The 24,791-nt window shown below is 62.4% G+C and carries 23 protein-coding genes; 10 read left to right on the top strand and 13 right to left on the bottom strand.

Going from position 1 to position 24,791, the window contains the following annotated elements; all coding sequences use genetic code 11:
- Positions 1–202 precede the first annotated feature (202 nt).
- A complete protein-coding gene (locus ACEN93_RS27180; protein WP_074687725.1) occupies positions 203–814 on the bottom strand; it encodes a lytic transglycosylase domain-containing protein in 612 nt (203 codons plus the stop codon).
- Between the two features lie 203 nt (positions 815–1,017).
- Between ACEN93_RS27180 and gspG the strand changes: the two genes are divergently transcribed.
- From gspG to ACEN93_RS27165, 3 genes are all read left to right on the top strand, one after another.
- Positions 1,018–1,446, top strand: coding sequence for a type II secretion system major pseudopilin GspG (gspG, locus tag ACEN93_RS27175; RefSeq protein ID WP_102688630.1), 429 nt, complete (start codon positions 1,018–1,020; stop codon positions 1,444–1,446).
- A gap of 14 nt (positions 1,447–1,460) precedes the next feature.
- A complete protein-coding gene (locus tag ACEN93_RS27170; RefSeq protein WP_007956102.1) occupies positions 1,461–2,648 on the top strand; it encodes a type II secretion system F family protein in 1,188 nt (395 codons plus the stop codon).
- A 79-nt stretch (positions 2,649–2,727) separates the two neighbouring features.
- Positions 2,728–3,342 carry a hypothetical protein gene (locus ACEN93_RS27165; RefSeq protein WP_495610726.1) on the top strand — a complete coding sequence of 205 codons (615 nt, stop codon included), beginning with the start codon at positions 2,728–2,730 and terminating at the stop codon, positions 3,340–3,342.
- Positions 3,343–3,491: 149 nt separating this feature from the next.
- On the opposite strand, the gene ACEN93_RS27160 is transcribed toward ACEN93_RS27165, so the two are convergent.
- Positions 3,492–4,391, bottom strand: a complete 900-nt coding sequence (locus ACEN93_RS27160) for a LysR family transcriptional regulator (protein WP_490844074.1) — start codon at positions 4,389–4,391, stop codon at positions 3,492–3,494.
- Positions 4,392–4,553: 162 nt separating this feature from the next.
- Here ACEN93_RS27160 and ACEN93_RS27155 point away from each other — a divergent pair, with 162 nt between their 5' ends.
- A complete protein-coding gene (locus ACEN93_RS27155) occupies positions 4,554–5,570 on the top strand; it encodes an alpha/beta hydrolase (RefSeq protein WP_007956098.1) in 1,017 nt (338 codons plus the stop codon).
- 63 nt (positions 5,571–5,633) lie between these two features.
- On the top strand, positions 5,634–7,061 hold the full coding sequence (locus ACEN93_RS27150; RefSeq protein WP_495610725.1) for a mechanosensitive ion channel domain-containing protein: 1,428 nt from the start codon (positions 5,634–5,636) through the stop codon (positions 7,059–7,061).
- 57 nt (positions 7,062–7,118) lie between these two features.
- Here ACEN93_RS27150 and ycaC read toward each other — a convergent pair whose 3' ends face one another.
- The 7 genes from ycaC to ACEN93_RS27115 all read right to left on the bottom strand — a co-directional run bounded on the left by ycaC (position 7,119) and on the right by ACEN93_RS27115 (position 13,639).
- Positions 7,119–7,745 carry an isochorismate family cysteine hydrolase YcaC gene (gene ycaC, locus ACEN93_RS27145; protein ID WP_039771508.1) on the bottom strand — a complete coding sequence of 209 codons (627 nt, stop codon included), beginning with the start codon at positions 7,743–7,745 and terminating at the stop codon, positions 7,119–7,121.
- A gap of 70 nt (positions 7,746–7,815) precedes the next feature.
- Positions 7,816–9,654, bottom strand: a complete 1,839-nt coding sequence (locus ACEN93_RS27140; RefSeq protein ID WP_011333416.1) for an amidohydrolase — start codon at positions 9,652–9,654, stop codon at positions 7,816–7,818.
- Between the two features lie 45 nt (positions 9,655–9,699).
- Positions 9,700–10,326, bottom strand: a complete 627-nt coding sequence (locus tag ACEN93_RS27135) for an antibiotic biosynthesis monooxygenase (RefSeq protein ID WP_039771510.1) — start codon at positions 10,324–10,326, stop codon at positions 9,700–9,702.
- Complete coding sequence (locus tag ACEN93_RS27130; protein ID WP_085667851.1) at positions 10,319–10,735, bottom strand: DoxX family protein; 417 nt, start codon at positions 10,733–10,735, stop codon at positions 10,319–10,321. Before ACEN93_RS27130 ends, ACEN93_RS27135 begins: the two co-directional genes overlap by 8 nt.
- Before the next feature lie 224 nt (positions 10,736–10,959).
- Positions 10,960–11,337, bottom strand: coding sequence for a DUF6124 family protein (locus ACEN93_RS27125; protein ID WP_495610724.1), 378 nt, complete (start codon positions 11,335–11,337; stop codon positions 10,960–10,962).
- A gap of 349 nt (positions 11,338–11,686) precedes the next feature.
- On the bottom strand, positions 11,687–12,610 hold the full coding sequence (locus ACEN93_RS27120; protein WP_085612775.1) for a LysR family transcriptional regulator: 924 nt from the start codon (positions 12,608–12,610) through the stop codon (positions 11,687–11,689).
- 45 nt (positions 12,611–12,655) lie between these two features.
- The gene (locus ACEN93_RS27115) at positions 12,656–13,639 is read right to left on the bottom strand and encodes an MBL fold metallo-hydrolase (RefSeq protein WP_495610723.1); all 984 of its coding nucleotides are present in this window, start codon (positions 13,637–13,639) and stop codon (positions 12,656–12,658) included.
- Between the two features lie 251 nt (positions 13,640–13,890).
- On the opposite strand from ACEN93_RS27115, the gene ACEN93_RS27110 reads away from it, so the two are divergent.
- Entirely contained in the window at positions 13,891–14,292 is a 402-nt protein-coding gene (locus ACEN93_RS27110) for a helix-turn-helix domain-containing protein (protein WP_039771519.1), read from the top strand.
- 7 nt (positions 14,293–14,299) lie between these two features.
- Here ACEN93_RS27110 and ACEN93_RS27105 read toward each other — a convergent pair whose 3' ends face one another.
- Positions 14,300–14,869 (bottom strand): flavodoxin family protein, encoded by a 570-nt coding sequence (locus ACEN93_RS27105; protein WP_495610722.1) that lies wholly within the window; start codon positions 14,867–14,869, stop codon positions 14,300–14,302.
- Between the two features lie 333 nt (positions 14,870–15,202).
- Here ACEN93_RS27105 and ACEN93_RS27100 point away from each other — a divergent pair, with 333 nt between their 5' ends.
- Positions 15,203–17,989, top strand: coding sequence for an ATP-binding protein (locus ACEN93_RS27100; RefSeq protein ID WP_495610721.1), 2,787 nt, complete (start codon positions 15,203–15,205; stop codon positions 17,987–17,989).
- On the opposite strand, the gene ACEN93_RS27095 is transcribed toward ACEN93_RS27100, so the two are convergent.
- Positions 17,951–19,423, bottom strand: coding sequence for an ATP-binding protein (locus tag ACEN93_RS27095; protein WP_495610720.1), 1,473 nt, complete (start codon positions 19,421–19,423; stop codon positions 17,951–17,953). The two genes, ACEN93_RS27100 and ACEN93_RS27095, sit on opposite strands and share 39 nt — an antisense overlap.
- Positions 19,424–19,513: 90 nt before the next feature.
- Entirely contained in the window at positions 19,514–20,464 is a 951-nt protein-coding gene (locus ACEN93_RS27090) for a GlxA family transcriptional regulator (protein WP_039771528.1), read from the bottom strand.
- A 211-nt stretch (positions 20,465–20,675) separates the two neighbouring features.
- Here ACEN93_RS27090 and ACEN93_RS27085 point away from each other — a divergent pair, with 211 nt between their 5' ends.
- Complete coding sequence (locus ACEN93_RS27085) at positions 20,676–21,398, top strand: pirin family protein (RefSeq protein WP_085667856.1); 723 nt, start codon at positions 20,676–20,678, stop codon at positions 21,396–21,398.
- A gap of 63 nt (positions 21,399–21,461) precedes the next feature.
- On the opposite strand, the gene ACEN93_RS27080 is transcribed toward ACEN93_RS27085, so the two are convergent.
- On the bottom strand, positions 21,462–22,337 hold the full coding sequence (locus tag ACEN93_RS27080; RefSeq protein WP_039771533.1) for a LysR family transcriptional regulator: 876 nt from the start codon (positions 22,335–22,337) through the stop codon (positions 21,462–21,464).
- 111 nt (positions 22,338–22,448) lie between these two features.
- On the opposite strand from ACEN93_RS27080, the gene ACEN93_RS27075 reads away from it, so the two are divergent.
- Positions 22,449–23,669: a YbfB/YjiJ family MFS transporter gene (locus ACEN93_RS27075; protein ID WP_495610719.1), complete on the top strand. Its 1,221-nt coding sequence runs from the start codon at positions 22,449–22,451 to the stop codon at positions 23,667–23,669.
- A 63-nt stretch (positions 23,670–23,732) separates the two neighbouring features.
- Positions 23,733–24,731: an NAD(P)H-quinone oxidoreductase gene (locus tag ACEN93_RS27070; RefSeq protein WP_495610718.1), complete on the top strand. Its 999-nt coding sequence runs from the start codon at positions 23,733–23,735 to the stop codon at positions 24,729–24,731.
- The last annotated feature ends 60 nt before the right edge of the window (positions 24,732–24,791 follow it).

The following is a 24,791-nucleotide window of genomic DNA, read 5'->3' as shown; positions in this document are numbered from 1 at the left end:
TAGTGGGTGCTCACAGGGAACGATTCTCGTTAAAGCCCTGAGAGCAATCCGCATGCCACAAAAAATTGCCTTCCATCTCAATCAGTTACACAGGTCACTTGAGAATGCGGGGGATATTCCCCACCCGTTTCCCCACTTTTCCGGGCCCCTTGGGTTTGCCCCGATAGTGGGGAAAGCCGGGGCTGGATTTTCAAAAAAAGCTTTACAACGGCGCATCCACCGCCAGCCCCTGCAGGCGCCGGTACTGACGCAGCACGCTCGGGACATAGCGCTGGGTTTCGGCGAACGGAGGAATCACCCGGCCCCGGCTGAGCACCGCGTCAGGCCCGGCGTTGTAAGCGGCCACGGCCAAGGCGATGTCGTTGTCGAACAGGGTCATCAGGCGCTTGAGGTATTTGGCCCCGCCCTGGATGTTGGCCTTGGGGTCGTAGACGTCTTTCACCCCCAGCTCGCGGGCGGTGTCGGGCATCAATTGCATCAGTCCGCCGGCGCCCTTGGGCGAGGTGGCGCCGGGGTTGTAGTTGGATTCGGACTTGATCACCGCGTGCAGCAAGGCTTCGGGCAGGTGATTGGCGCTGGCCGCCGCTGACACCAGCTCCGCGTAGGGCTGGTTGGCGATCAATTGCGGTTGCCGGTCAAGGCTGACCAGTGGCGCATCGGACTCGCGAATCACCCGCTCGTAAGTGCGTCCGGGACGATGGACGTTCGACAGCACGTAGCTGCCCTTGGCGTCCATGGAAACGAAGACATCGGCTTGCGCGGCACCGACCGACAGCACGCAGCCGAGCAGTCCTGCAGTGAATGAATGGATCATTGGGCCTCCCCTGACAGGCCCCGAAAAATTGGGGGAAATGCCCCACTGACCCGTCGTTGATCAGCCGTACGCAAGCACTGTGCCGACTCTTGAAAAGCCCGTAATACAAGGGCTTCAGCCCGACCACAGAATTTATCGGGGGCTGAGCATGGCAATTGCATAAGCCCTTTCGGCGACACGGCTGCCACTCACGGGAGGTCATCATGAAGCTGCATTTTCGTCCGCGTGCCCAACGCGGTTTCACCCTGCTCGAATTGCTCGTGGTGCTGGTGGTGCTCGGCCTGTTGGCCGGGATCGTCGCGCCCAAATATTTCGCCCAGCTGGGGCGTTCCGAAGTGAAGGTCGCCAAAGCGCAGATCGAAGGCCTGAGCAAGGCGCTGGATCTGTACCGGCTGGAGGTCGGCCACTACCCGTCCACCGAACAAGGCTTGCAGGCGCTGGTGACCGCACCGAGCGACGAAGCCAAATGGACGGGCCCGTACTTGCAGAAAAAACTGCCGCAGGATCCGTGGGGGCGTAACTACACCTACCGCTATCCCGGCGAAAACAGCGAGTACGACCTGCTCTCAATGGGCAAGGACGGCCAGCCCGGCGGCGATGGCGAAAACGCCGAAGTCACCAACTGGCAATAAGCGGAGCACACGGCATGCGATTTCAACTCAAAGCAGTGGGCAAGGCCGGGGTGGTGTCGCTGAGCGTCGAGGCGCCGGGTCAGAGCGAGGCGCGGCGCATTGCCGAGGATCAGGGCTTGCGCGTGGTCAGCCTGCACGCCGAGAGGCACTGGCGTTCGTTGCGCCTGAGCAAGCGTGAAACTTTCAACCTGGTGCTGTTCAGCCAGGAACTGACCACCCTGCTCAACGCCGGCCTGCCGCTGATCGATGCGCTGGAAAGCCTGGCCGAAAAAGAAACCGCCCCCGCCGCCCGCAAAACCTTGAGCGAGCTGGTGCGGCTGCTGTACGAGGGCAAATCCTTCTCCCAGGCGCTCGGCCAGTTGTCGGCGGTGTTCCCGCCGTTGTACGTGGCGCTGGTACAGTCCAGCGAGAAGACCGGCGCGGTCGGCGATGCGCTGGGCCGTTACGTGAGCTATCGCCAGCGCATGGACGAAGTGCGGCAGAAGATCGTCAGCGCCTCGATCTACCCGCTTTTGTTGTTGGTGGTCGGCGGTGGCGTGGTGCTGTTTTTGATGGGCTACGTGGTGCCGCGCTTCAGCCTGGTGTTCGAAGGGCTGGGCTCGAACCTGCCGTGGCTGTCGCAGATCCTGATGAGCAGCGGCATGTTTCTGCACGCCCATCAGGGTGAGTTTTTCGGCCTGTTGGCGACGATCGTCATCGCCCTCGCCGTGCTGCAGAAACAACCGGCGTTTCGCCGTGGGCTGGATCGGCTGGTGGAGAAACTGCCCGCCGTGCACCAGCGGATTTTCATGTATGAGCTGGCGCGGTTTTACCGGTCACTGGGGATTCTGCTGCAAGGCGGGATTCCGCTGGTGACGGCCATGGGCATGGTGCGGGGCCTGCTCACCGTGGCCTCGCGAGCACGCCTGGATCAGGCCTGCGAACGGGTGCGCGAGGGGCAGTCGTTGTCCACTGCGCTGGAGCTCAATCGTCTGGTGACGCCCGTGTCCCTGCGCCTGCTGCGCGCCGGCGAACAGTCCGGCAACCTCGGGCAAATGATGGAACGCAGCGCCGATTTCTACGACGAGGAAATCAGCCGCTGGATCGAGTGGTTCGTGAGGCTGTTTGAACCACTGCTCATGACCTTCATCGGCCTGTTGATCGGGGTGATCGTGATCCTGATGTACATCCCGATCTTCGAACTGGCTTCGAGTATCCACTGACCTCGGGAACGGGTCGGATCACACGCAAAAACAAGGCACATCCACGTTCCCAATCAAGACAACAAAGACGGAGAACGATATGCACATTAAAAAGCTCGTGCTCGCAATGGCCATCGGCGCAGTCCTCTCGGCGTCTACCGTACTGATTCCGGACAGCCTGTCCGGGGTGTCGAGTGTTCAGGCCAAGGAAGGGGGAAGTGGTGGTGGAGGAAGCGGCGGTGGCGGCGGCGGTGGAAACGGTGGGGGTGGCGGCGGTAATGGAGGGGGCGGTAGCGGAGGCGGTGGTGGCGGTAATGGAGGCGGCGGCAGCGGTGGCGGTGGTGGCGGGGGCGGCAGCGGTGGCAATGGTGGTGGTCACGGCGGCAGCGGCGGTGGCGGCAACAGTGGCAGTGGCGGTGGTGGCAACAGTGGCCACAGTGGCAGTGACCACGGCTCGGGACATTCCGGCAACACGGCGTCATCCGGTCGCAGCGGCACGCATTCTGAACCCGGCGACGACCATGGTGTGCATCGGTCCGGAGAGATCGGTGATGACCACGGCGTGCATCGCGCTGGTGAAATCGGCGATGACCATGGTGTACACCGCGCTGGTGAAATCGGTGACGACCATGGCGTACATCGCGCTGGCGAGATCGGTGATGACCGTGGCGTACACGTTGGCGGCGAGCCTGGCGATGACAAGCGCGCCAACTGAACCGAACTGAAAGCACCGCAATCCCTGTGGGAGCTGGCTTGCCAGCGATGAGGCCTGGTCAGTTAAAGCATCACTAACTGACCCACCGCTATCGCGGGCAAGCCCGACTCACACAGGGCTCATCGGTGCCCACCAGTTCACCGCAAAACCTAGAGAGCGACATGATTCTGATCCAGCCGCTCACGCAAAAACTCGATCAACGCCTGCACCGGCCGCGATGCCTGACGATGCTGCGGGTACACCGCCGACAGGGTCAGCGGTTCCGGCCGAAACTCGTCCAACACCGGCACCAGCCGTCCATCCTTCAGCGCCGCGCCGACAATGAACGTCGGCAGATAGGTAATCCCCATCCCCGCCACCGCCGCATCCCGCAGCAACTCACCGTTGTTGACGCGCATCCGCCCGGTGACATTCACCAGCAGCGGCTTGCCCTGCCCCGCATTGAACCGCCACTGCACCGAACGCCCGTGGCCGTAAGGCAGACAGTCGTGGCCAAGCAGATCTTCCGGTTTGACCGGCGTACCGCGTTCGGCCAGATACGCAGGACTGGCGCAGTACACCCGCTCGATTGCCGCGATGCGTCGGGCGATCAGGGTCGAGTCTTCCAATACGCCAATGCGCAGCGCCAAGTCGTAGCCCTCACCGAGCAGATCCACCGGCCGGTCACTCAGGTCCACTTCCACCGTGACCTCGCGATAACGCTGCAGAAACGGCGGCAGCAGACAGCCCAGATGGGCCAGCGCAAACGACAGCGGCGCACTCACGCGAATCGCCCCGCGCGGCTCGGCGGTCTGCCCGGCGATGCCCTGCTCCACCGACTCCACTTCACCGAGCAAGCGCAGCGCCGATTCGTAATAGCTCTGGCCCAGCGGCGTCACGTCCAGGCGCCGGGTCGAGCGGTTGAGCAATCGCACGCCGAGGCGTTCCTCCAACTGCATCAACCGACGGCTGACGAACTGCTTGGACAGGCCCAACTGATCGGCCGCCGCCGTGAAGCTGCCGGAGTCCATGACCTGGCAAAAAATACGCATGTCTTCGAACGGGTTCATTGTCACTCTCTGGTTGACAGTTAAACGCTTTATAGCCGCTTTTTCACTTTCCGGCACCTCATTAATCTGTGCTCACGGTGTTGCTGAGGCCTGAAGCCCAGCGCCACAGCAGCCCGATCCCAAGGCATACAAAAACTCAAACGACTTAAAAAGGAATTGCACATGAACATCAAGAAAACCCTCGCCGCTTCCCTCCTCGCCCTGTCCATCGGCAACGCATTCGCCGCCGAAAGCACTGGCGTCGAACACAACACTCAGGCCTTCCTCGACGCCCTCGCCGCCGGCGGTGGCAAACCGCTCGAGCAATTGAGCCCGAAAGACGCCCGTGCGGTGCTGACCGGCGCCCAGGCTTCGGTGAAGGTTGACCTGTCCGGCGTTGAAGTCAGCGACAAGGCGATCAAGGTCGACGGCCAGACGATCAACCTGAAAGTGGTGCGTCCGGCCAAGGTCAAAGGCGAGTTGCCGGTGTTCATGTTCTTCCACGGTGGCGGCTGGGTGCTGGGCGACTTCCCGACGCACCAACGCCTGATTCGTGATCTGGTGGTGGGTTCTGGCGCGGTCGCGGTGTACGTCGATTACACGCCGTCGCCGGAAGCGCAGTACCCGACCGCGATCAATCAGGCTTACGCCGCGACGAAATGGGTCGCCGAGCACGGCAAGGACATCGGGGTCGACGGCAAGCGTCTGGCGGTGGCCGGCAACAGCGTCGGCGGCAACATGGCGGCAGTCGTGGCGTTGATGGCCAAGGAACAGAAAACCCCGGCCCTGCGCTTCCAGTTGCTGATGTGGCCGGTGACCAACGCCGGGTTCGATAACGGCTCGTACCAGCAATTCGCCGAGGGCCATTTCCTGACCAAGGGCATGATGCAGTGGTTCTGGGACAACTACACCACCAACCCGGCCGAGCGTGCGCAGATCCATGCCTCGCCGCTCAACGCCAGCGCCGAACAGCTCAAGGGCCTGCCCGCCGCACTGGTGCAGACCGCCGAGTTCGACGTGCTGCGTGATGAAGGCGAAGGCTACGCCCGCCACCTCGACGCGGCTGGCGTGCCGGTGACCTCGGTGCGCTACAACGGGATGATTCACGACTTCGGCCTGCTCAACCCGCTGAACGGGATTCCTGAAGTCAAAGCCGCCGTGCGCCAGGCAGCGGCAGAACTCAAGACTCATCTGAACTGAGTGCAACCCCTCGCCACACCTTCGGGTGTGGCGTTTTCTTTTGTGTCCGCCGGAGTTCATCCCATGAGCCTTTTTTCTGCCCATCTGCTGTCCTGGAGCGCCCTGCTGCTGGCGCTCGACGCCCTGCTCTGGCATCTCGCGCCGTTCAAACATCGCGCCCCGCGGGTCGGTGTGCGGCTGGTGCTGTTTCTGGCATTCAGTGCGCTGGCCATCAACGCCGGCGTCAGCCCGTTGCAGGTGCCGTTGTTTGCCGACGACCCGGTGGCGCAACTCGGGGCGACGGCGCTGGGGATTCTCTGGTGGCTGTACGCCGCGCGGGTGCTGACCGAAGTCATCGGTCTGATCCTGATGCGCCGCATCGGTCACAGCGGCCGGTTGTTGCAGGACGTGATCGGGGCGCTGGTGTTTCTGGCGGCCATCGTCGCGGCGGCCGGTTATGTGCTGGATTTGCCGGTCAAAGGCCTGCTGGCGACTTCCGGGGTGGTAGCGATCGTCATCGGTCTGGCGCTGCAAAGCACCTTGGCCGATGTGTTTTCCGGCATCGTGCTCAACACCACCAAGCCGTATCAGGTGGATGATCTGGTGGTCATCGACGGCGTCGAGGGCAAGGTCCTCGACATCAACTGGCGCGCCACGCACCTGCTGTCCAGCAGCGGCACTCTGGCCGTGGTGCCGAACTCGGTGGCGGCCAAGGCCAAGATCGTCAACCTCAGCCGGCCGAACAACCTGCACGGCGTGTCGATCAGCATCAAGGTGCCGAACCACATCCGCCCGCGCCGGGTGCTCGACGCCCTCGACCGCACGCTGCAAGGCAGCAGCAGTTTGTTGTTGTCGCCAGCGCCGAAAGCGGTGCTGAAAGAGGCCGGCGAAGAAATGTCGGAATACGTGGCCAGCGGATTCATCGCCGAACTGGGCAAGAAAAGCGAGGTGCGCAATCAATTGTTCGACCTCGCCCACCGGCACCTTGAAGCGGCTGGCATTTCGCGGCATCCGGATGGCGTGATCGAACCTTCTACCCGCGCTCGCGCGTTGCTCGATGAAGTGAAAATCTTCCGCTCGCTGAGCCACGAGGAACGCGATCGCCTCGCCGAATCGATGGTCGCGCAGCAGTACAGCGCCGGGCAGGTAGTGCTCAATCTGGAGGAAGTCCCGGACAGCCTGTTCGTCATCGCCACCGGCGTGGTCAGCGCCAGCGTGCCGGACGGCAGCGGCTTCACCGAGGCCGGGCGCATGGGGCCGAGTGAGGTCATGGGCGAACAGAGCATTCTGGCCGACACGCCTTCGCAGGCGACGTTCACGGCGCTGACGTCGTCGATCATTTATCGCCTCGACAAGAACCTGACCCGCCAGTGCATGGAGCAGCGCAGTGAAGTGGGTCAGGCGTTGAACAAGTTGCAGGCGGTACGGCAGCAGAACAGTCGGTTGGCGCTGATGGCCAAGCCTGTACCGGTTCGCAAGGGTGGGTTTTTGGGGTGGTTGCAAAAGCGCTGAGCCCTTTGCTACAGACGAAAAAATGCCCGCTCTTCAGCGGGCATTTTGTTCAGCCAATTACTGAGCAGTGAACTTGGTATAGCTGTTGATCAGGTTGCGGTAGTTAGGCAGACGCTGCGACAGCAGATTCGCCAGGCCTTCCATGTCGTTGCGCCAGTCGACTTGCAGCTCACAAGCCACAGCGAACCAGTTCAGCAGGTGTGCACCGGCAGCCGACATGCGCGCCCACGCCGCTTGTTGCACGGTGGTGTTGAAGGTGCCGGAAGCGTCGGTGACCACGAACACTTCAAAACCTTCAGCGATGGCCGACAGGGTCGGGAACGCCACGCACACGTCAGTCACCACACCGGCGATGATCAGTTGCTTGCGACCGGTGGCCTTGATGGCCTTGACGAAGTCTTCGTTGTCCCAGGCGTTGATCTGGCCAGGGCGGGCAATGAACGGCGCGTCCGGGAATTGCTCTTTCAGCTCAGGCACGATCGGGCCGTTCGGGCCGGAATCGAAGCTGGTAGTGAGGATGGTTGGCAGGTTGAAGAACTTGGCGATGTCGCCCAGTGCCAGCACGTTGTTCTTGAACTCGTTCGGCGAGAAATCCTGTACCAGCGAGATCAGACCGGTCTGGTGGTCGACCAACAGCACAACGGCATCGTCTTTGTTCAGGCGGCTGTAAGGAACGTTGCTCATGTGAAACTCCTCGATGGATGGTTGTTGCGGGGAGCGCCGCTCGCACAGAGCGGCGCTTTTTTCAAAAGGATCAGAACGCGAAGCAGGAACAGCCGAACGCGCCCCAGAAGCCGGCGAAATCGCTGACCGGCGCATTCGACATCCGCGCTTTTTCATGGCTGTGGGTATGCACCGCGCACGGGCCGCTGCACTGGTGCACCTGAGCCTGCAAGGGCGAATTCGGGCGCCAGTGGCCCGGGACTTTCACCACCGGCGACCAGTCCGGCAGCACCGGCAGCGAACGTGGGCCGAGGTCTTCGAAGTCGCCGGCGGCGTACACGATCTTGCCGCCAACCACGGTCATGACCGACTCGATCCACTTGATCGCTTCTTCCTCGACACTGAAGAAGTCCGCGCTCAGCGCTGCCAGGTCCGCCAGTTGCCCGACCTTGATCTGGCCTTTCTTGCCTTGTTCGGACGAGAACCAGGCGCTGCCGTGGGTGAACAGTTCCAGCGCGGTGCTGCGTGGCAAACCTTCTTCGTACAGCGCCAGACCGCCAACGGTGCGACCGCTGACCATCCAGTACAGCGAAGTCCACGGGTTGTAGCTCGACACGCGAGTGGCATCGGTGCCCGCGCCGACCGGCACGCCTTCGGCAAGCATGCGCTTGATTGGCGGGGTGGCTTCGGCGGCTTGTTTGCCGTAACGGTCAACGAAGTATTCGCCCTGGAACGCCATGCGATCCTGAATCGCGATGCCGCCGCCCAGTGCCCTCACCCGCTCGATGTTCTGCGGGGTGATGGTTTCGGCGTGATCGAAGAACCACGGCAGGCCGTTGAACGGAATGTCGCGGTTGACCTTCTCGAACACATCCAGCATGCGGCTGATCGATTCGTTGTAAGTGGCGTGCAGACGGAACGGCCAGCGCTGTTCGACCAAATGGCGCACTACCGGCTCAAGCTCCTGTTCCATGGTCTGCGGCAGGTCCGGGCGCGGCTCGAGGAAGTCTTCGAAATCCGCTGCCGAGAACACCAGCATTTCCCCGGCGCCGTTGTGGCGCAGGAAGTCATCGCCCTGATGCAACTTGACGCTGCCGGTCCAGTTCTGGAAGTCGGTCAGTTCTTCTTTCGGCTTCTGGGTGAACAGGTTGTAGGCGATGCGCACGGTCAACTGGTCGTCTTTGGCCAGTTGCTCGATCACTTGATAGTCGTCCGGGTAGTTCTGGAAACCGCCGCCGGCATCGATCGCGCTGGTCAGGCCGAGGCGATTGAGTTCGCGCATGAATTGGCGGGTCGAGTTGACCTGATATTCCAGCGGCAGCTTCGGCCCCTTGGCCAGCGTCGAGTACAGGATCATCGCGTTCGGCCGCGCCACCAGCATGCCGGTCGGGTTGCCGTTGGCATCGCGCACGATCTCGCCACCCGGCGGGTTCGGCGTGTCGCGGGTGTAGCCGGCGACGCGCAACGCGGCGCGGTTGAGCAACGCACGGTCATACAGGTGCAGGATGAACACCGGGGTGTCCGGCGCCGCCTGGTTGATTTCTTCGAGGGTCGGCATGCGTTTTTCGGCGAACTGGAATTCGTTCCAGCCACCGACCACGCGCACCCATTGCGGAGTCGGCGTGCGGTCGGCCTGATCCTTGAGCATGCGCAGCGCATCGGCGAGCGACGGCACGCCTTCCCAGCGCAGTTCGAGGTTGTAGTTCAAGCCGCCACGGATCAGGTGCAAGTGCGAGTCGTTGAGACCGGGAATCACGCAGCGGCCCTTGAGGTCGACCACTTGAGTGCCGGCGCCCTTGAGGGCCATCGCCTCGGCATCGTTACCGACGGCGACGAAACGACCGTCCTTGATCGCCACGGCACTGGCGAGGGGTTTTTCGCGGTCTACCGTATGAAATTGGCCATTGAACAGAATCAGATCGGCGTTCATCGCAGTTCCTTCGAGATAAGTGAAACGGAGCCCGGACCCGCCGCTTCAGCGCGGCGGATTGGCATTGGATTCGAGGTGTTTGTGTGACTGACCGGCTTCCAGCCACGGCGCGAACAGACGGGTCACGGGCGGCATGAACACGTAGACCACCGACACCACGATGGTCAGGGTGATCAGGAACGTGGCGACCACGTAGTTGGACAGGAAGGCATTGAGTTGCAGCAGTGGCCCCCAGATCAGCGGCACCAGCAAGGTGTGCGGCAGGATCACCAGCAGCGTCACTACAGCCTGCTTCCAGCGCGGTGGCGGTGAGCCGGCCTCGGCCAGCGGCGTGAACCAGAATTCGTTGGCCGCATTGACTTCGGTCTGGTCGCCGTCGGCGAGCATCGGCGCGGCTTCGTCGATCAGCTTCTGACGCTGCGGCGAATCGAGCCAGCGCTGCATCGCCTCGGTCGAGCAATAACGCAGCACGCAGGTGAACAGTGCGAGCCCGCCCTGCTGGCTGCGCATCACGTCCACGCCCAAGTGCCCTTCTTCGCGCCCCGCCACGCTGACGATGTTGCGCAGCCAGGCTTCGTAAGGCTGCTCGAAACCGGCCTTGACCCGGTGCTTGACGATCAGCGTCACGGTTTCTTCGGGTCCCGGTTTTTTCAGGGTCTGGGCATCAGGCATAACGGAGTACTCCGGGCAAACGAACATTGAGCGCCAGCCGTCCGGGCCCGGCGATCAGAACAGTGGTGAAGAGGATCAACAGCAACCAGCCGAACTGCCCTTCGGCCACACTCCATTGCGGATGCACAAGCAGCAGCGCCACCAGCAGCACAAAGAGAATAGGCAAGCACGCCAGACGCGCCAGCACCCCGGCGACGATCAGCAGCGGACAGAGGACTTCGGCGAAGATCGCCAGAATCAAAGTGAGATGGGCCCCGAGGTGAAACGGATCTTCGATCTGTTGCAGCTGCGCGGTGAAGTCCAACAGCTTGGGCAAGCCGTGGACGAACAGCAGAAACAATCCGCCGGCGACCCGCAGAAACAGCAGGCCGAGATCTTGCGCCTGGTCATTGCGTTGTACAGCGTTCATGGGCCCACCCTTGATCAATCATTGCAGGGAATAGTGCAATGATTGATCGGGGGGGAAATTGGATGGGTGTGCTCTCTTTTTTGAGAGCACCGTCGATCGTTCCCACGCTCTGCGTGGGAATGCCTCAATGGACGCTCTGCGTCCGCTCTTTGGGACGCGGAGCGTCCCGGGCTGCATTCCCACGCGGAGCGTGGGAACGATCAGGTGAGCAGTCGATCAGTCGATCAAGCTACAGCGGGCGCCTCAGCCTTCAGTTCCAGATTATCCAGCACTCGATTCACCGCCAGCTCCCCCAACATGATCAACTGCGCAATCCCCAACAGCACATGCCGCTGCGTGCCGTCCACCAGCCCGGCGAAGTCATTGGCCATGACCTTGGCCGAGGTCAAGGTTTCGCAGGCGTCGGCCAGCAGTTCTTCGCTGTCTATACCGGGGGCGATGAGGTAGCGGGTGTTGGGTTTTAGCAGCGGTTTTCTGGGGAGGAGCGGATTGAGGTAATGATCGAGGGCGCGCTCGGCGGCTTCGTGGAATTTCTTGGAATCGAGGGTTTCGTAGGGCGAGGTGGGGTCGGTTTCAGGCGGGTTTGGCGTTGGTTTGATCATGGATAAAGCCTCTAGAGTAGTGGAGGCGCCATGCTTCGCTGCTAAACGAAAGAGGTGGCGGCCGTACGCGGGTTAGCAGACCAGGACTCTAGAACCCGGCGCACCGAAGTGCCCCACGCAAAGCCGCCATAACGTGGACGGTCAGGCGTGAGCCTGATCACGAACGAACGGCATTGTGCGTCTAGAGTAGATCCGGGCTGCTAAACCCGATCGCTGTTTTTCAGCGACCGCCAAACAATAGAACCCGCCCCCAAGGCGCACAAGCCGGCGGATTCTGGCGTACACGTAGGCAAAGGCGCAAGGCGTTGTGGCTTACCGGAAGTAACCTTAAACGCCTTTCAACACCGCGCTAAACCGCCGGAATATCCAGCGACACCGACATGAACTGACTGATCCGCGAACGCAGCCATTTCTCTGCCGGGTCGTTGTCATGCACCCCGCTCCACGCCATCGACAGTTGCGCCGCATCAATCGGGAACGGCGGATCTTCAGCCCGCAACGCACACCCTTCGACCAATGCACACGCCGCGTAATCCGGCACGGTCGCGATCATCTCGGTGCCGGCCAGCAGCGCGCGCAGGCCGCTGAACTGCGGCACACCGAGCACCACCCGGCGGCTGCGACCGACCTTGGCCAGGTCCATGTCGATGTTGCCGCTCAGGTCTCCGGAGAACGACACCATCGCGTGCGGGCGCTCGCAATACTCGTCAAGCGTCAGCGGGCCCGGACGATTGTCGCCACGCAGGACCTTGCAGGGAATATCGCGCAGTTTCTTGCGCTTGGCGTTGGCCGGCAGATCGGTGGTGTAGCTCACGCCGACAGAAATTTCTCCCGATGCCAGCAACCCCGGCATCAGCAGGTAATTGGCGCGACGTACCACCACGACAATCCCCGGCGCTTCTTCCTGCAACTGGCGCAGCAACGGCGGGAACAGACCGAATTCGGCATCGTCCGACAAGCCGATGCGAAACACGTCGCAACTGGTCGCCGGATCGAACTCCTTGGCCCGGCTGACCGCGCCGGAAATCACGTCCATCGCCGGTTGCAGTTCCTGGAGAATCGCCAGCGCCCGCGCCGTCGGCTCCATGCCCCGGCCATTGCGCAGCAACAGCGGATCATCGAACAGATCGCGCAGACGCCCCAGCGCGGCGCTCACCGCAGGCTGCCCCATGAACAGTTTTTCGGCGACGCGGGTCAGGTTCTTTTCGAACATCAGCGCTTCGAAAATCACCAGCAGGTTCATGTCGACGCGACGCAGATCGTTACGGTTCATGGGGCACGTTTTCCTTGTTTGAGCCTGACGTGGGAGCTGCGCACTTTACTCGATCAGCGGCACTTTGGCCGCGCGTTTGTAGGGGCCGTACTCAACCGGTACCCACTGGAAGTGCTTGTCGACTGCCGTGATGTGGCCGATGCCCGGGAACGGTAAGTGCGCAGCCGTGACCCAGGTCTTGTTGGCCGCCGCTGCACTGAACACGGCGTTACGACTCTTGATCGCCTGCTGACCGTCGACGTCGAAGCGGATCGATACCTCCGGATGATCGAACTGCACCGCCAGGTTATGCACCAGGTCGCCCATGAACACGATGCTCTGGTTCTGCGAAGTGAAACGGTAGGTGGTGCTGCCCGGCGTGTGCCCGGCTTCCAGTGTCGCTTCGACCACACCCGGCAAAGGCGACTGGCCCTCTGCGAACGTCTTGAAGCGCCCGGCCGCCACGTAAGGCGCAGTGGAATCCTGGGCGATCTTGAAAAACTCCCGGGCACCGGCCGGCGCCTTGGCCTCGGCCTGCGGATCGAGCCAGTAATCGGCTTCGGCCTTGGCGGCGTAAACCGTGGCATTGGCAAAGATCGGCCGTTGCTGGCCGTCGACCAGCCCACAGACGTGATCAAGGTGCAGGTGCGTCAGCAGAATCGCGTCGACCTGCTCAGGCTTGTAACCGGCTGCCTGCATGTTCGCCGAGAGCTGGCCGGCAGTGGCGCCGATGCACTGGCCCGCGCCGGTATCCACCAGAATCAGTTGTTTGCCGGTATTGACCAGGAAGGCATTGAACGCGGTCTGCACGCCCGGCGTTTCAATCGAGCGACGGGCCAGCAGCGCGCGAATCTGGCTCTGGCTCATGCCCTGCAGCAGCTTCGGCGACAAGTCGTTGTAGCCGTCGAACAGCGCCGTCACTTCGTAATCGCCCAGCGCCAGCCGGAAATAACCCGGCGCCTGCGTGCCGACCTGCGGTGCCTGCGCCATGGCGGTGGACATCACACCGACCAACGCCATGCCGATTACGCCGTTGAACAAATCTTTCATATGCATCCTCTCGCCCGAGCCCGATTCTGCGGCCCCTTATGGCCCGCCCCCAATCGTCGCCATCCTGCCCGGTTCCCGTCATGGGGACTTGAAGCGGTGTGCTGAGTTGCAGCCGAGGGTGGAATTAACAACGTTTAACTCGTCAGCACTCGCCCTTCACCAAACAATGAATCCCTCTGCGCAGCGTTGTTTTTTTGACCTGAGGGAAAGCGCTGACCGTGCGTTCCCCCCCCCCGACACGGACCTAGGCCATGGCTCACTTACAGCAAACCGTCGCCCTCGCCCCTGCCAGCGAACACCGCAAATCCAGCACCGGCGGCCTCAGTCCGCAACGGGAACGCCTGGTGAAACAACTGATCCTCGAACGCCTCGGCGACAGCCTTGAAGTCACCGAGCTGGCCAGCGCTTGCTCACTGTCGCGCAGTCATTTTTCCCGGGCGTTCAAGTGCAGCACCGGGTACTCGCCGCAAGACTGGATCCGTACCCAGCGCATTGCCCGTGCCAAGCTGTTGATCCAGCAGACCAACCACAGCCTCACGCAGATCAGCCTGGAATGCGGCTTCTGCGATCAGGCGCACTTCTGCCACATCTTCACCCGCAGCGAAGGGATCAATCCGTTTGCGTGGCGTTGTCAGGTCATGAAAAACCGCTGAGGCGGTTTCATCCGCGAGCCATCCGCTGAGCCAGTCGCGCCACCCGCTCGCCCAGGTGCGCGGCGGTTTGTTGGTCCTCCAAAGGCGGTGCCTGCTCGGGCGGTTGTTCGACACTGGATTGGGACATCGCACCGAGGGAGCTGCCGAGGCGATTCAACTGGCCGTCGAACACACCTTCGCACGCACGCGCCGGCAACAGATCAAGCCCGACCCAGATCATCGAATGCTGGGCCGCAAACACCGCCATTTGCAGCAGGGTATTGAGCTTGTCGCCGCACAGGCTGCCGGAATTGGTGAAGCCCGCCGCGAGCTTGTCGCGCCACGGCCGGGCGAGATAGAACGAGGCCGTGGCCTCCATGAATTGCTTGAACGCCGCCGACGCGCTGCCCATGTAGGTCGGCGCGCCGAAAATGATGGCGTCGGCGCGGTGCAAGTCATCCCAGTGGGCTTCCACGTCTTCCACGGCCAGCAACAGGCAGGTGCTGCCCAGGTGACGTTCCACACCTTGGGCCACAGCCTGGGCAATGACGCGGGTATGCCCGTAGCCACTGTGATAGACCACCACCACTTTGCTCATCGCAGCGTCCTCCGGACGTATGCATTCCATTGCCCCGCAGTTTTGGCTCTGAAGCCGGCACGGACGAGTTAATCGTTGTTAATTCTCCCCGGCTGTCGGGTCAGCGGGCACGGTTTCCACCCTTTAAATACAGTGGTGACGGCACTGGAGGCCGAGCGATTCCCGGACGCGCGCCCAACGTGCACATTGCGCTGGCGCCAAATCCTGAGGAATATGCCCGGATACTGCGGTTCAGACGGCTTGCGTGCCCCTCAAGTCGCCATCCGCCCTGCCCGTCACGGACTCTTCACCGAGGCGGACCAGGATCATAAAAAACGTCGAAGGAGTGAGCGGTTGAGTTTTTCCCCGAATCAGGCCATCGGTTTCGGCCCCTATCGGATCCACCCCGGCCAGCGGCTGGTGCTTGAAGGCGACCAGCCTTTGCGCCTGGGCCGCCGCGCCATGGACATTCTGCTGATCCTGCTGGCCAACGCCGGCGAGGTGGTGAGCAAGCAGCAGTTGATCGCCGGGGTCTGGCCGGACAGCGTGGTGGAAGACATCAACCTGCGGGTGCACATGGCCGCACTGCGCAAGGCCCTCGGTGACGGTCAGGCCGGGCAGCGCTACATCGTCACCGTGGCGCAACGTGGTTACAGTTTCGTCGCGCCGGTCGTGTTGCAATCGATTGAACAACGCCCTGCCGCCGCCAACCTCGGTCGGCATAACCTGCCATTGCGGCGCACGCGGATGATCGGTCGCCAATCGGTGATCGACAGCCTGATGACGCAACTGCCGCGCCAGCGCTGCATCACCCTGGTCGGCCCCGGCGGCATCGGCAAGACCACCGTGGCCCTGCGTGTCGCCGAACAATTGATCGGCCGTTATCGCGACGGTATTCGGCTGCTGGACCTGGCACCGCTCAACGATCCGGGCTCGATCTGCTCGCACCTCGCCGCCCTGCTGGACCTTTCGCTGCATGACAGCGAGCCGATGGCGTGCCTGATCAACAGCCTGCGCGAGCGGCAGATGCTGCTGGTGATCGATAACTGCGAGCACTTGATCGACGCTGTGGCGTTGCTGAGTGAAAGCATTCTGCGTGGCGCGCCGCAGGTGCATATTCTGGCCACCAGCCGCGAAAGTCTGCGCGCCGAGGGCGAGTATGTGCAGCGCCTGGAATCTCTCGATTGCCCGCCACCGATTGCAGTGCTCGACCGCGATCAGGCGATGGGGTTTTCTGCGTTGCAGTTGTTCGTCGAACGGGCGATGGCGGCCCACGAACACTTTGAGCCGGGCAACGCCGACCTGCCCTTGATCATCGAAATCTGTCGGCGGCTGGACGGCATCCCGCTGGCACTGGAACTGGCCGCAGCGCAGGTGGCAGGCCTTGGGCTGGAGGGTTTGCTGAGTCAGCTCCAGGGGCGTTTGCCGGCTGGCAACCAGACTCGCCTCGGCCGGCATGAAACCCTGCGCGCTACGCTGGACTGGAGTTTCAATCTGCTCAACGCCTGCGAGCAGACCGGCCTGCGCCGACTGGGCGTGTTTCGTGGCGCGTTCACGCTGGAATCTGCGGCGGCGGTCATCGTCGGTCAGCACATCGAATCGAACGAAGTGTTTGCCTCGATCACGCAACTGGTCGCCAAGTCGCTGCTCAACGTCGAGGTCGGTGATGAGGAAGTGTTTTATCGCCTGCTCGACACCACTCGTCGCTATGCATTGGAAAAGCTCGACCAGGCCGCCGAACTCGGCGAAACCCGCGAGCGCCATGCCGAACGCAGCCTGGCGCTGATGCATCAGGCCCAGGCCGATTGGGAGAACACGGCGACCGAAGTCTGGATCGAGCGTTACGCCCGGGGCCTTGAAGACCTGCGCGCGGCGCTTGAATGGACGCTGAATGACCAAGGCTCGCGCGCGCTCGGCGTACGTCTGACGGCGACCTCGGCACCGTTGTGGCAGGAACTGTCCCTGCTCAAGGAGTACGGCGTTCATGTGCGCCGGGCACTGGCGTTGCTGGCGTCATCCGACAAGCCCTGCCCGCGACTGGAAATCGCCTTGAAACTGGCCCTCGGCAGCGCCTGCTACCACACCTGGGGCGGCACGCCGGAAACCATCGAAGCCTTCGTCAGTGCGCGGTTGCTGGCGCAACGGCACGACGACATGGCCGGCCAATTGCGCGCGGTGTCGGGGCACATGGCGGTCAATCTCAGTTGCGGGCATTACCAGATGGCGCTGGAGCAGAGCGAGCAATTCGAAAGCCTCGGCGTGCACGGCGATGCGCAGTTGTCCTTGAGTACCCATCGCTTGCGGGTGCTCGCGCTGCATTACGCCGGCGATCAGCATCAGGCGCGAATCCATGCCGAACAGGTCATTCAACGCATGGCCCACAGTGGCCACCTCAACCGTTTCACTCATGGTTTCGGCGTGCAATACGACCAGAGCGTCGCCTCGCTGACCGTCCTCGCCCGGGTGTTGTGGCTGCAAGGTTTTCCCGAGCAGGCCTGGCGCACGGCGCGGCAGGCACTGGACATCGCGGTGCAGATCAACCACGGCACTTCGATCTGCTACACCCTGGCACTCGCCTCGTGCCTGATCGCCCATTACAACGGCGACGTACAAAACGCCCGCGCGTTGCTGCAACTGCTGCTCGAACAGGCGCAGAAGCATTCGGTGCTGCTGTTCTACACCTGGGCGCGGCACTACGCGCAGGTGATCGACGCCGACAAGGCCCCCGCCATCCCGCCCGCCGACAGCGGTCTGGTCAGGGAAATCATGGTCACGCTGGATCCGGATTTCGTCGATGACGCATTGCTGGAACGGGCGCAAAGTGGCGCAGCCGGTTGGAGTACTGCGGAGATCTTGCGGGCCCGGGCCGAGCGATTGCTGGCGGCTGAATCGCCCTGCCATCACACGGTCGAAAGCGCCTTGCAGCAATCGCTTGAGATAGCACGGACACAAGGCGCCCTGGCCTGGGAACTGCGCAGCGCAACGTCGCTGGCTCAGTGGTGGCAGCGCCAGTCGCGTTATCGTGAGGCTATCGAATTGCTGGCGCCGGTCTACCAGCGCTTCACCGAAGGATATGCCACCCCGGACTTGCGCAAGGTACGTCTACTGCTCGACGAACTGCGCGCTCAGTCGGCCGCTTGAGGCCGGCCGGGTGCGGCCCAGGTAACGCGTGTGTCGACGCTCGACATCATTCAGCTCGCCGCACTGCTCCAGCCGTTCACGGGCATAGCGGCGCGTCGTGTTGAGCATTCGATAGCGCAGTGTTCCGCTGGACCGATCTGTGGTCAGCAACGACTTGGCCGCTAGCTGTTCGACCACGGCCACCAGTGTCGAGGGTGGCAGTTGCGCGCAACTGATCACTCCGATAGCGGCGTCCAGGGTGAATGCCATCTTGAACACCGACAAGCGTTGCAGCACGCGTTGTTCCTGCTCGCTCAAGCGCTGATAGCTCCAGTCCAGCGCGGCCTTCATCGACTGATGGCGTGGCACGGCGGTACGGCGACCGTGACTCAGTACTTGCAGACCTTGATCCAGTTGCGTCTGAAGGCCGACCAGCGCCAAGGCATCGATCTGTGCCGCTGCCAGTTCGATCGCCAACGGCAGACCATCGAGCCGCCGACAGATATCGCGCACCGTTTCCAGATCCTGTTCACGCAGACTGAAGCCGTGTTGACGGGCACGGGCACGACTGACAAACAGCTGCACCGCCGAATAGCCCATGACCTCGGCGACACTGTTGAGGGCCGAGGCTTTGGGAAGGGTCAGTGGCGGCAGCGGCTGGAGGACTTCCAGACCGAGACGTAACGGTTCGCGACTGGTGGCCAGGATCGATAGACGGGGCGCGGCGTCGAGGAGTTTTTGCACCAGGTTCCGGCAGGCTTCGTGCAGATGCTCGCAGTTGTCCAGCACCAGCAAGGCGTGACGCGCTGCGAGGGTGGGGAAATCAGTGTCGAGGGTTTTCAGCAGGTGATCGAGGAGCGGGATGTCATCGCCGACCAGCGACAGATCCACCTGCCACACGCCGTCACGAAAATGCTGCAGCAGCAGTTCCGCTGCGCGTAACGCCACGGTGCTTTTGCCAACGCCGGCAGGCCCCGTCACCGTCAGTAGCCGGGACAACGGCAGTTGCCGCACCAGACCACCGACCAGCGAATCGCGTCCGGTGACCGGCGTCAGTCGTGCAGGCAAATTGTGCTGGGGTGCTTGCAGGCTTTCGAACACCACCTGCGCGACGCTGTCGCCCTGCACCGGCGCCACGAAACTGTACCCGCATTGCGGGACATTGACGATGTAGCGCTGACCGTTCTCGCCGTCGCCAAGGGCCCGGCGCAGCGCGGCGATGTGCACCCGCAGGTTGATCTCCTCGACCACCGAGGTCGGCCACACCAGCGCGATCAATTGCTCTTTGCTGACCACCTGGCCGGCGCGCTCGACCAGCACTTGCAGAATGTCCAGCGCACGCCCGCCCATGCGCAATTGCCGATCCCCTTCGAGGATCAGCCGCTGGCGCAAATGGAACGCGTACGGCCCGAAGCGCAGGACCGACGCCGAGTTCAATTCGTTGAGGCTGTTCATGTCCGTTATCTTCGCAGGCCTCGATGACGGTACAACCACCACGCGGGGTCCAGCACGGACATCCGGATGCCCGGAACGGACAGAACCGCTCTAGCTGAACTGTTCGCGATATTGCGTGGGGGTCAGCCCGAGCTTTTCGCCGAACAGAAACCGCATGTGCCGCACACTGCCGAAACCGCTTTTGTAGGCCACGGTTTTCAGCGGCAGATCGCTGGTTTCCAGCAGATTTCGCGCGCAATCGATACGTGCACTTTGCAGGAATTCCATGGGCGTCATGTTGACCTCCCGAGCGAACACCCGGGCGAAGTGCCGTGCGCTCATGTTCGCAAGTCCCGCCATGCGCTCGACGGTGAAGGCTTCCTCCAGATGTTCCAGCACATGGTTCTGCACCCGGGTAATCGGCGTTTCCTGGGGCGCCACCGCTGCCATCAACGGGCTGAACTGCGCTTGCCCGCCCTGGCGCTTCATGACCACCAGCAGCACCTTGGCCACGTCCTGGGCAATCTTTTTGCCATGATCGCGAGCCACCACCGCCAACGCCATATCGATGCCGGCCGTGACACCTCCGGAGGTGATCAGGTTGCGATCCTCAATAAAAATCTGGTCGGTCGCGACGTTTGCCTTCGGAAAGCCCTTGATCAAGCGTTCGGTGTAATTCCAGTGGGTAGTCACACGATAGCCATCGAGCAACCCGGCATGGCCAAGCACGAAAGCGCCGGTACAGATCGAACCGTACTGCCCGGCACGCGTCACCGCACCTTGCAGCCAGGCGAGCAGCGGCGGGTGTTTTTCGTTGTAGGCGCCGGGGCCACCCGGCACCAGCAGCAAGTCGTAGCGCTCATCGGCTTCGTCCATATGCCGATCGGTGTGCACGAGGACGCCATTGGACGCACGCAACGGCCCGCGCTCGGTGCCCAGGGTGGTCAGGTGATAGTGGTCTTGCGGTTTCAGGTAGCGGTTGGCAACCGAAAAGACTTCCAGCGGCCCAGCCATGTCGAGCAGCAGAAAATCCGGAAACAGCACCATTGCCACGGTCTTCATGTGGGCATCACCAAAATCCAAGCAAAGTCATAAGTCTGCGCATTATGGCCAGATACGGTGAAAACGTTGGAAAAGAATGCGTGATCCAGTGCACACAACTGTCAACCAAAACAGGACAGTATTTCAATTTTCATCTACTTATTGCATCGCATGGTAACCAGTAACCTTCTCCTCACTCGGACGAATCAACGTCCTGAAAGGAGATTTCATCATGCTGACCCTTCGTAAAGCTTCCGACCGTGGTCTGGCCAATCATGGCTGGTTGAAGTCGTTCCACACCTTTTCCTTCGCCAGCTACCGTGACCCGCGTGAACAGGGTTTCTCCGACCTGCTGGTGATCAACGATGACCGCGTCGCCGCCGGCAAGGGCTTTGGCCAGCACCCGCACCGTGACATGGAGATTTTCTCCTATGTGCTCGAAGGCGCCCTTGAACACAAGGACACCCTCGGCACCGGTTCGGTGATCCGCCCCGGCGATGTGCAACTGATGAGCGCCGGCAGCGGCGTGGCCCACAGCGAGTTCAACCACTCGGCGAGCAAGCCTGTGCACTTCCTGCAGATCTGGATCGTGCCGGATGTCAGTGGCGCCAAACCGCGCTACCAGCAAGAACACTTCAGCGAACAGAAAAAACGCGGTCGCCTGCAACTGATCATTTCGCCCGAAGGCAGCCACGGCTCGCTGAAAGTGCGCCAGGATGCACGGGTGTATGCCGGGCTGTTCGATGGCCAGGAAAGCGCCACCCTCAAGCTGCCCGCCAATCGCTACGCCTATGTGCATGTTGCTCGCGGCAGCGTGGAATTGAACGGCGTGCAGTTGAAGGAAGGCGACGGCGTGCGGGTTCGTGAAGAACAGGCGCTGACCCTGAGCAATGGCCAGAATGCCGAAGTCCTGGTGTTTGATCTGCGCCCACAGGAACTGCCGGAAATGCCATGAGGCAGCGGTTTCAACGCTCACAAAAAACGGCCTTCAGTGAAGGCCGTTTTTTTCGCAGAACAACTATTCGTTTTCCAGCACAAACGCTTCGACAATGTGTTCGATCACCGCTCTGACCCGCGCGGTGTGGCGTAAATCCGCATGGGTCACCAGCCACACTTCATAAGGCAACGGCCGCGTGCGCTCCGGCCACAACCTGACCAGACCATCACGCTCGCCCATGTAGACCGGGATTTCTCCTACCCCCAACCCGGCGGCAATCGAGCGGCGTACCAACAGGCTGGAGCTAAGACCGGCGACGATCCGCCCGCGAGTCATGGGCTCCGACACGAGGGTCAGATCCTTGTTGCTTTGCAGATACGGCTGGTACACCACCAGATCATGGCCCTCGAACGCACTGCCCGGCGCCGGCACGCCATGGCTGTCGACATAGGCCTGCGAGGCAAACAATCCCACCGGCCAACGCGCGATGCGCCGGGCGATCAGGTCCGGATTGTCCGGGCGGGTGTTGCGCACGGCGATGTCCGCTTCGCGTTTGGCCAGGCTGAGGATCTGCGTGGAGGCGTCCAGTTGCACGCGCACGTCCGGATGCCGTTCGTGCAACTGCGCAATGGCCGGGATCAGGAAATCGATGGCCAGCGAATCGGTGGTGCTGACCCGCACACTGCCGGTCAGGCGATCGTCCAGGCCTTGGATACGCCGTTCCAGCTCCAGCGCCGAATGCTCCATTTTTTCTACCGACTTGAGCGCCGCTTCGCCGACGGCCGTCAGTGCATAGCCCTCGGAGGTGCGCAGAAACAAGGTCGCGCCCAGCGACTTTTCCAGTGCCGTGATGCGGCGCCCGACCGTTGCCTGATCCACGCCCAGCACGCGCGCGGCGCCGCGCAATGTCGACTCGCGGCAGACCGCAAGAAACACCCGTGCATCATCCCAGTTCATACCGTTCTCCATTGATGCATAAACGCATCACTATCACGCAAACTCGCTGCATTAACGCAGCAACGATAGCCGATATGCTGGGCGCCATAAACCTTTCAAAGGATTGCCGTCATGCACACTTCAACTGCTTCGCCCGAACGTCCGGACACAAGTGTCTGGCTGGCGATCTTCGCCGGCCTCTGCGCCAGCCTGGTCAGCATCGGTCTGGCACGTTTCGCCTACACACCGCTGATCCCTTCGCTGATTCAGGCGCAGTGGTTTTCCGCCCATGATGTGGTCTATCTCGGCGCGGCCAACCTGGTCGGTTACCTGATCGGCGCCCTCCTCGGCCGACCGCTGGCACGTCGGCTCACCCAGAGAAATGCCTTGCGACTGATGATGCTGGCGGTGACCGTGGCGTTTTTTGCCTGTGCGTATCCCGTGTCGGTGAGCTGGTATTTCGGCTGGCGCCTGCTGTCCGGGATCGCAGGCGGCGCGATCATGGTGCTGGTGGCTGCGACTGTATTGCCCCATGTACCGGCCGCGCGCAAAGGCCTGGCCAGCGGGGCGATTTTCCTCGGCATCGGTCTGGGCATCGCCGGATCGGGCACGATTGTTCCGCTGCTGTTGAGCCTTGGCCTGCAGGCGACCTGGCTGGGATTGGGCGCTTTGTCGCTGGCACTGACGGCATTGAGCTGGTTCGGCTGGCCCTCGCAGCTGCCCCATGCAATCACCACCACCGCTGAAGTGGAACCGGTCGCTCCGACACCGCCTGCTGTTTATCTGCTGTTTGCCCAATACGCATTCATGGCCGCCGGGCTGGTGCCGGCCATGGTTTTCCTGGTGGATTACGTCGCCCGTGGCCTGGGCGCCGGGGCGCACGTCGGCGCGCTGATCTGGGTCATGTACGGCCTGGGCGCCATCGTCGGCCCGGTGAGTTATGGCTTCCTCGCCGATCACCTTGGCGCGCGGACCGGCATTCGTCTGGTGCTGGTGGTGCAGGCGATCACCCTGGGTTTGCTGGCGGTTTCACATTCGTTCCTGGCGTTGGCGCTGCTGGCGGTGATCCTTGGTTCATTTCCGCCGGGCATTGTGCCGCTGGCACTGGCCCGGGTGCATGAGCTGGTGCCGGATCACCATCGCCAACAGGTGGCGTGGAGCCGGGCCACGGTGTCGTTCGCCACGTTTCAGGCGCTGGCGGGCTTCGCCTATTCGGCGCTGTTCAACGCCACGGGCGGACAACATGCGCTGGTCTTCGTGATTGCCGGCGGTGCCATGGTGATCGCGCTGATACTTGAGCACGCCATGAAATTGCTGCCCTCCTCCGTCGAACAACGCTGCTGCGCCGAATGACGGGAATCATTGCGCCCTGACTGCGTTCCCATCTACTGATCACTTTTTCAAGAGGAATCGAAAATGACGTTGCCCACTGAAATGACCCGAATCGAAATCACCGAACCGGGTGGGCCCGAGGTTCTGCAATCCCGACGCGTGCCGCTGCCGGTCGTCGCAGAAGGCGAAGTGCTGATCCGTGTGCACGCCGCCGGCGTCAATCGCCCGGACGCCCTGCAACGCGCCGGCAAGTACCCGATGAAACCCGGCATGAACCCGATCCCGGGCCTTGAAGTGGCGGGTGAAGTCGTGGCGGTCGGCAATGGCGTCAGCACATTCGCGGTGGGTGATCGGGTGTGTGCGCTGACCAATGGCGGCGGTTACGCCGAATACTGCGCGGTTCCGGCGGGCCAGGTCTTGCCGATCCCCGATGGGCTGGACTGGATCCAGGCAGCGGCCATTCCGGAAACCTTTTTCACCGTATGGGCCAACCTGTTCGGCCTCGGCGGCGCCAGCCGTGGCCAGCGCGTCTTGATCCACGGCGGCACCAGCGGCATCGGCACCACCGCGTTGATGCTGTGCCGCGAGTTTGGCATCGAAGCTTTCGCCACCGCCGGCAGCGCCGACAAATGCGCAGCGATCCACAATCTGGGCGGCGAAGCGATCAACTACCGGGAACAGGATTTCGCCGCTGTCATCGCTGAAAAAACCGCCGGCCAGGGCGTCAATGTGATCCTCGACATCATGGGCGGCTCGTACCTCAACGAGAACATCAGCGCCTTGGGAATGGATGGGCGGTTGGTAATGATCGGCTTCCTCGGCGGCGCGCGGGCCAATGACATCGATCTGCTGGCCATCCTCGGCAAGCGTGCGGTGGTCACCGGTTCCCTGCTTCGCGCCCGTACCTCGGCGGAAAAAGCCGCCATCGCCGATCAATTGCGCGAACACGTCTGGCCGGCGCTGGCTGCCGGGCGTTGCCTGCCGATCATCGACAAGGTCTACCCGCTCGCCGACGCAGCCAAGGCCCATGCGCACATGGAAGCGGGCGACCACATCGGCAAAATCGTGCTGAAGATCGATTGAGTCGTTGCAGCATTTTGTAATCGTTGCAGGCGTGCGGTGGTCGAAAATGTCACGCGCGGG

The organism is Pseudomonas sp. Pseusp21 (assembly GCF_059492145.1).
The sequence above is the reverse complement of the archived record's forward strand: the minus strand, read 5'-3'. Positions and strand labels throughout refer to the sequence as shown.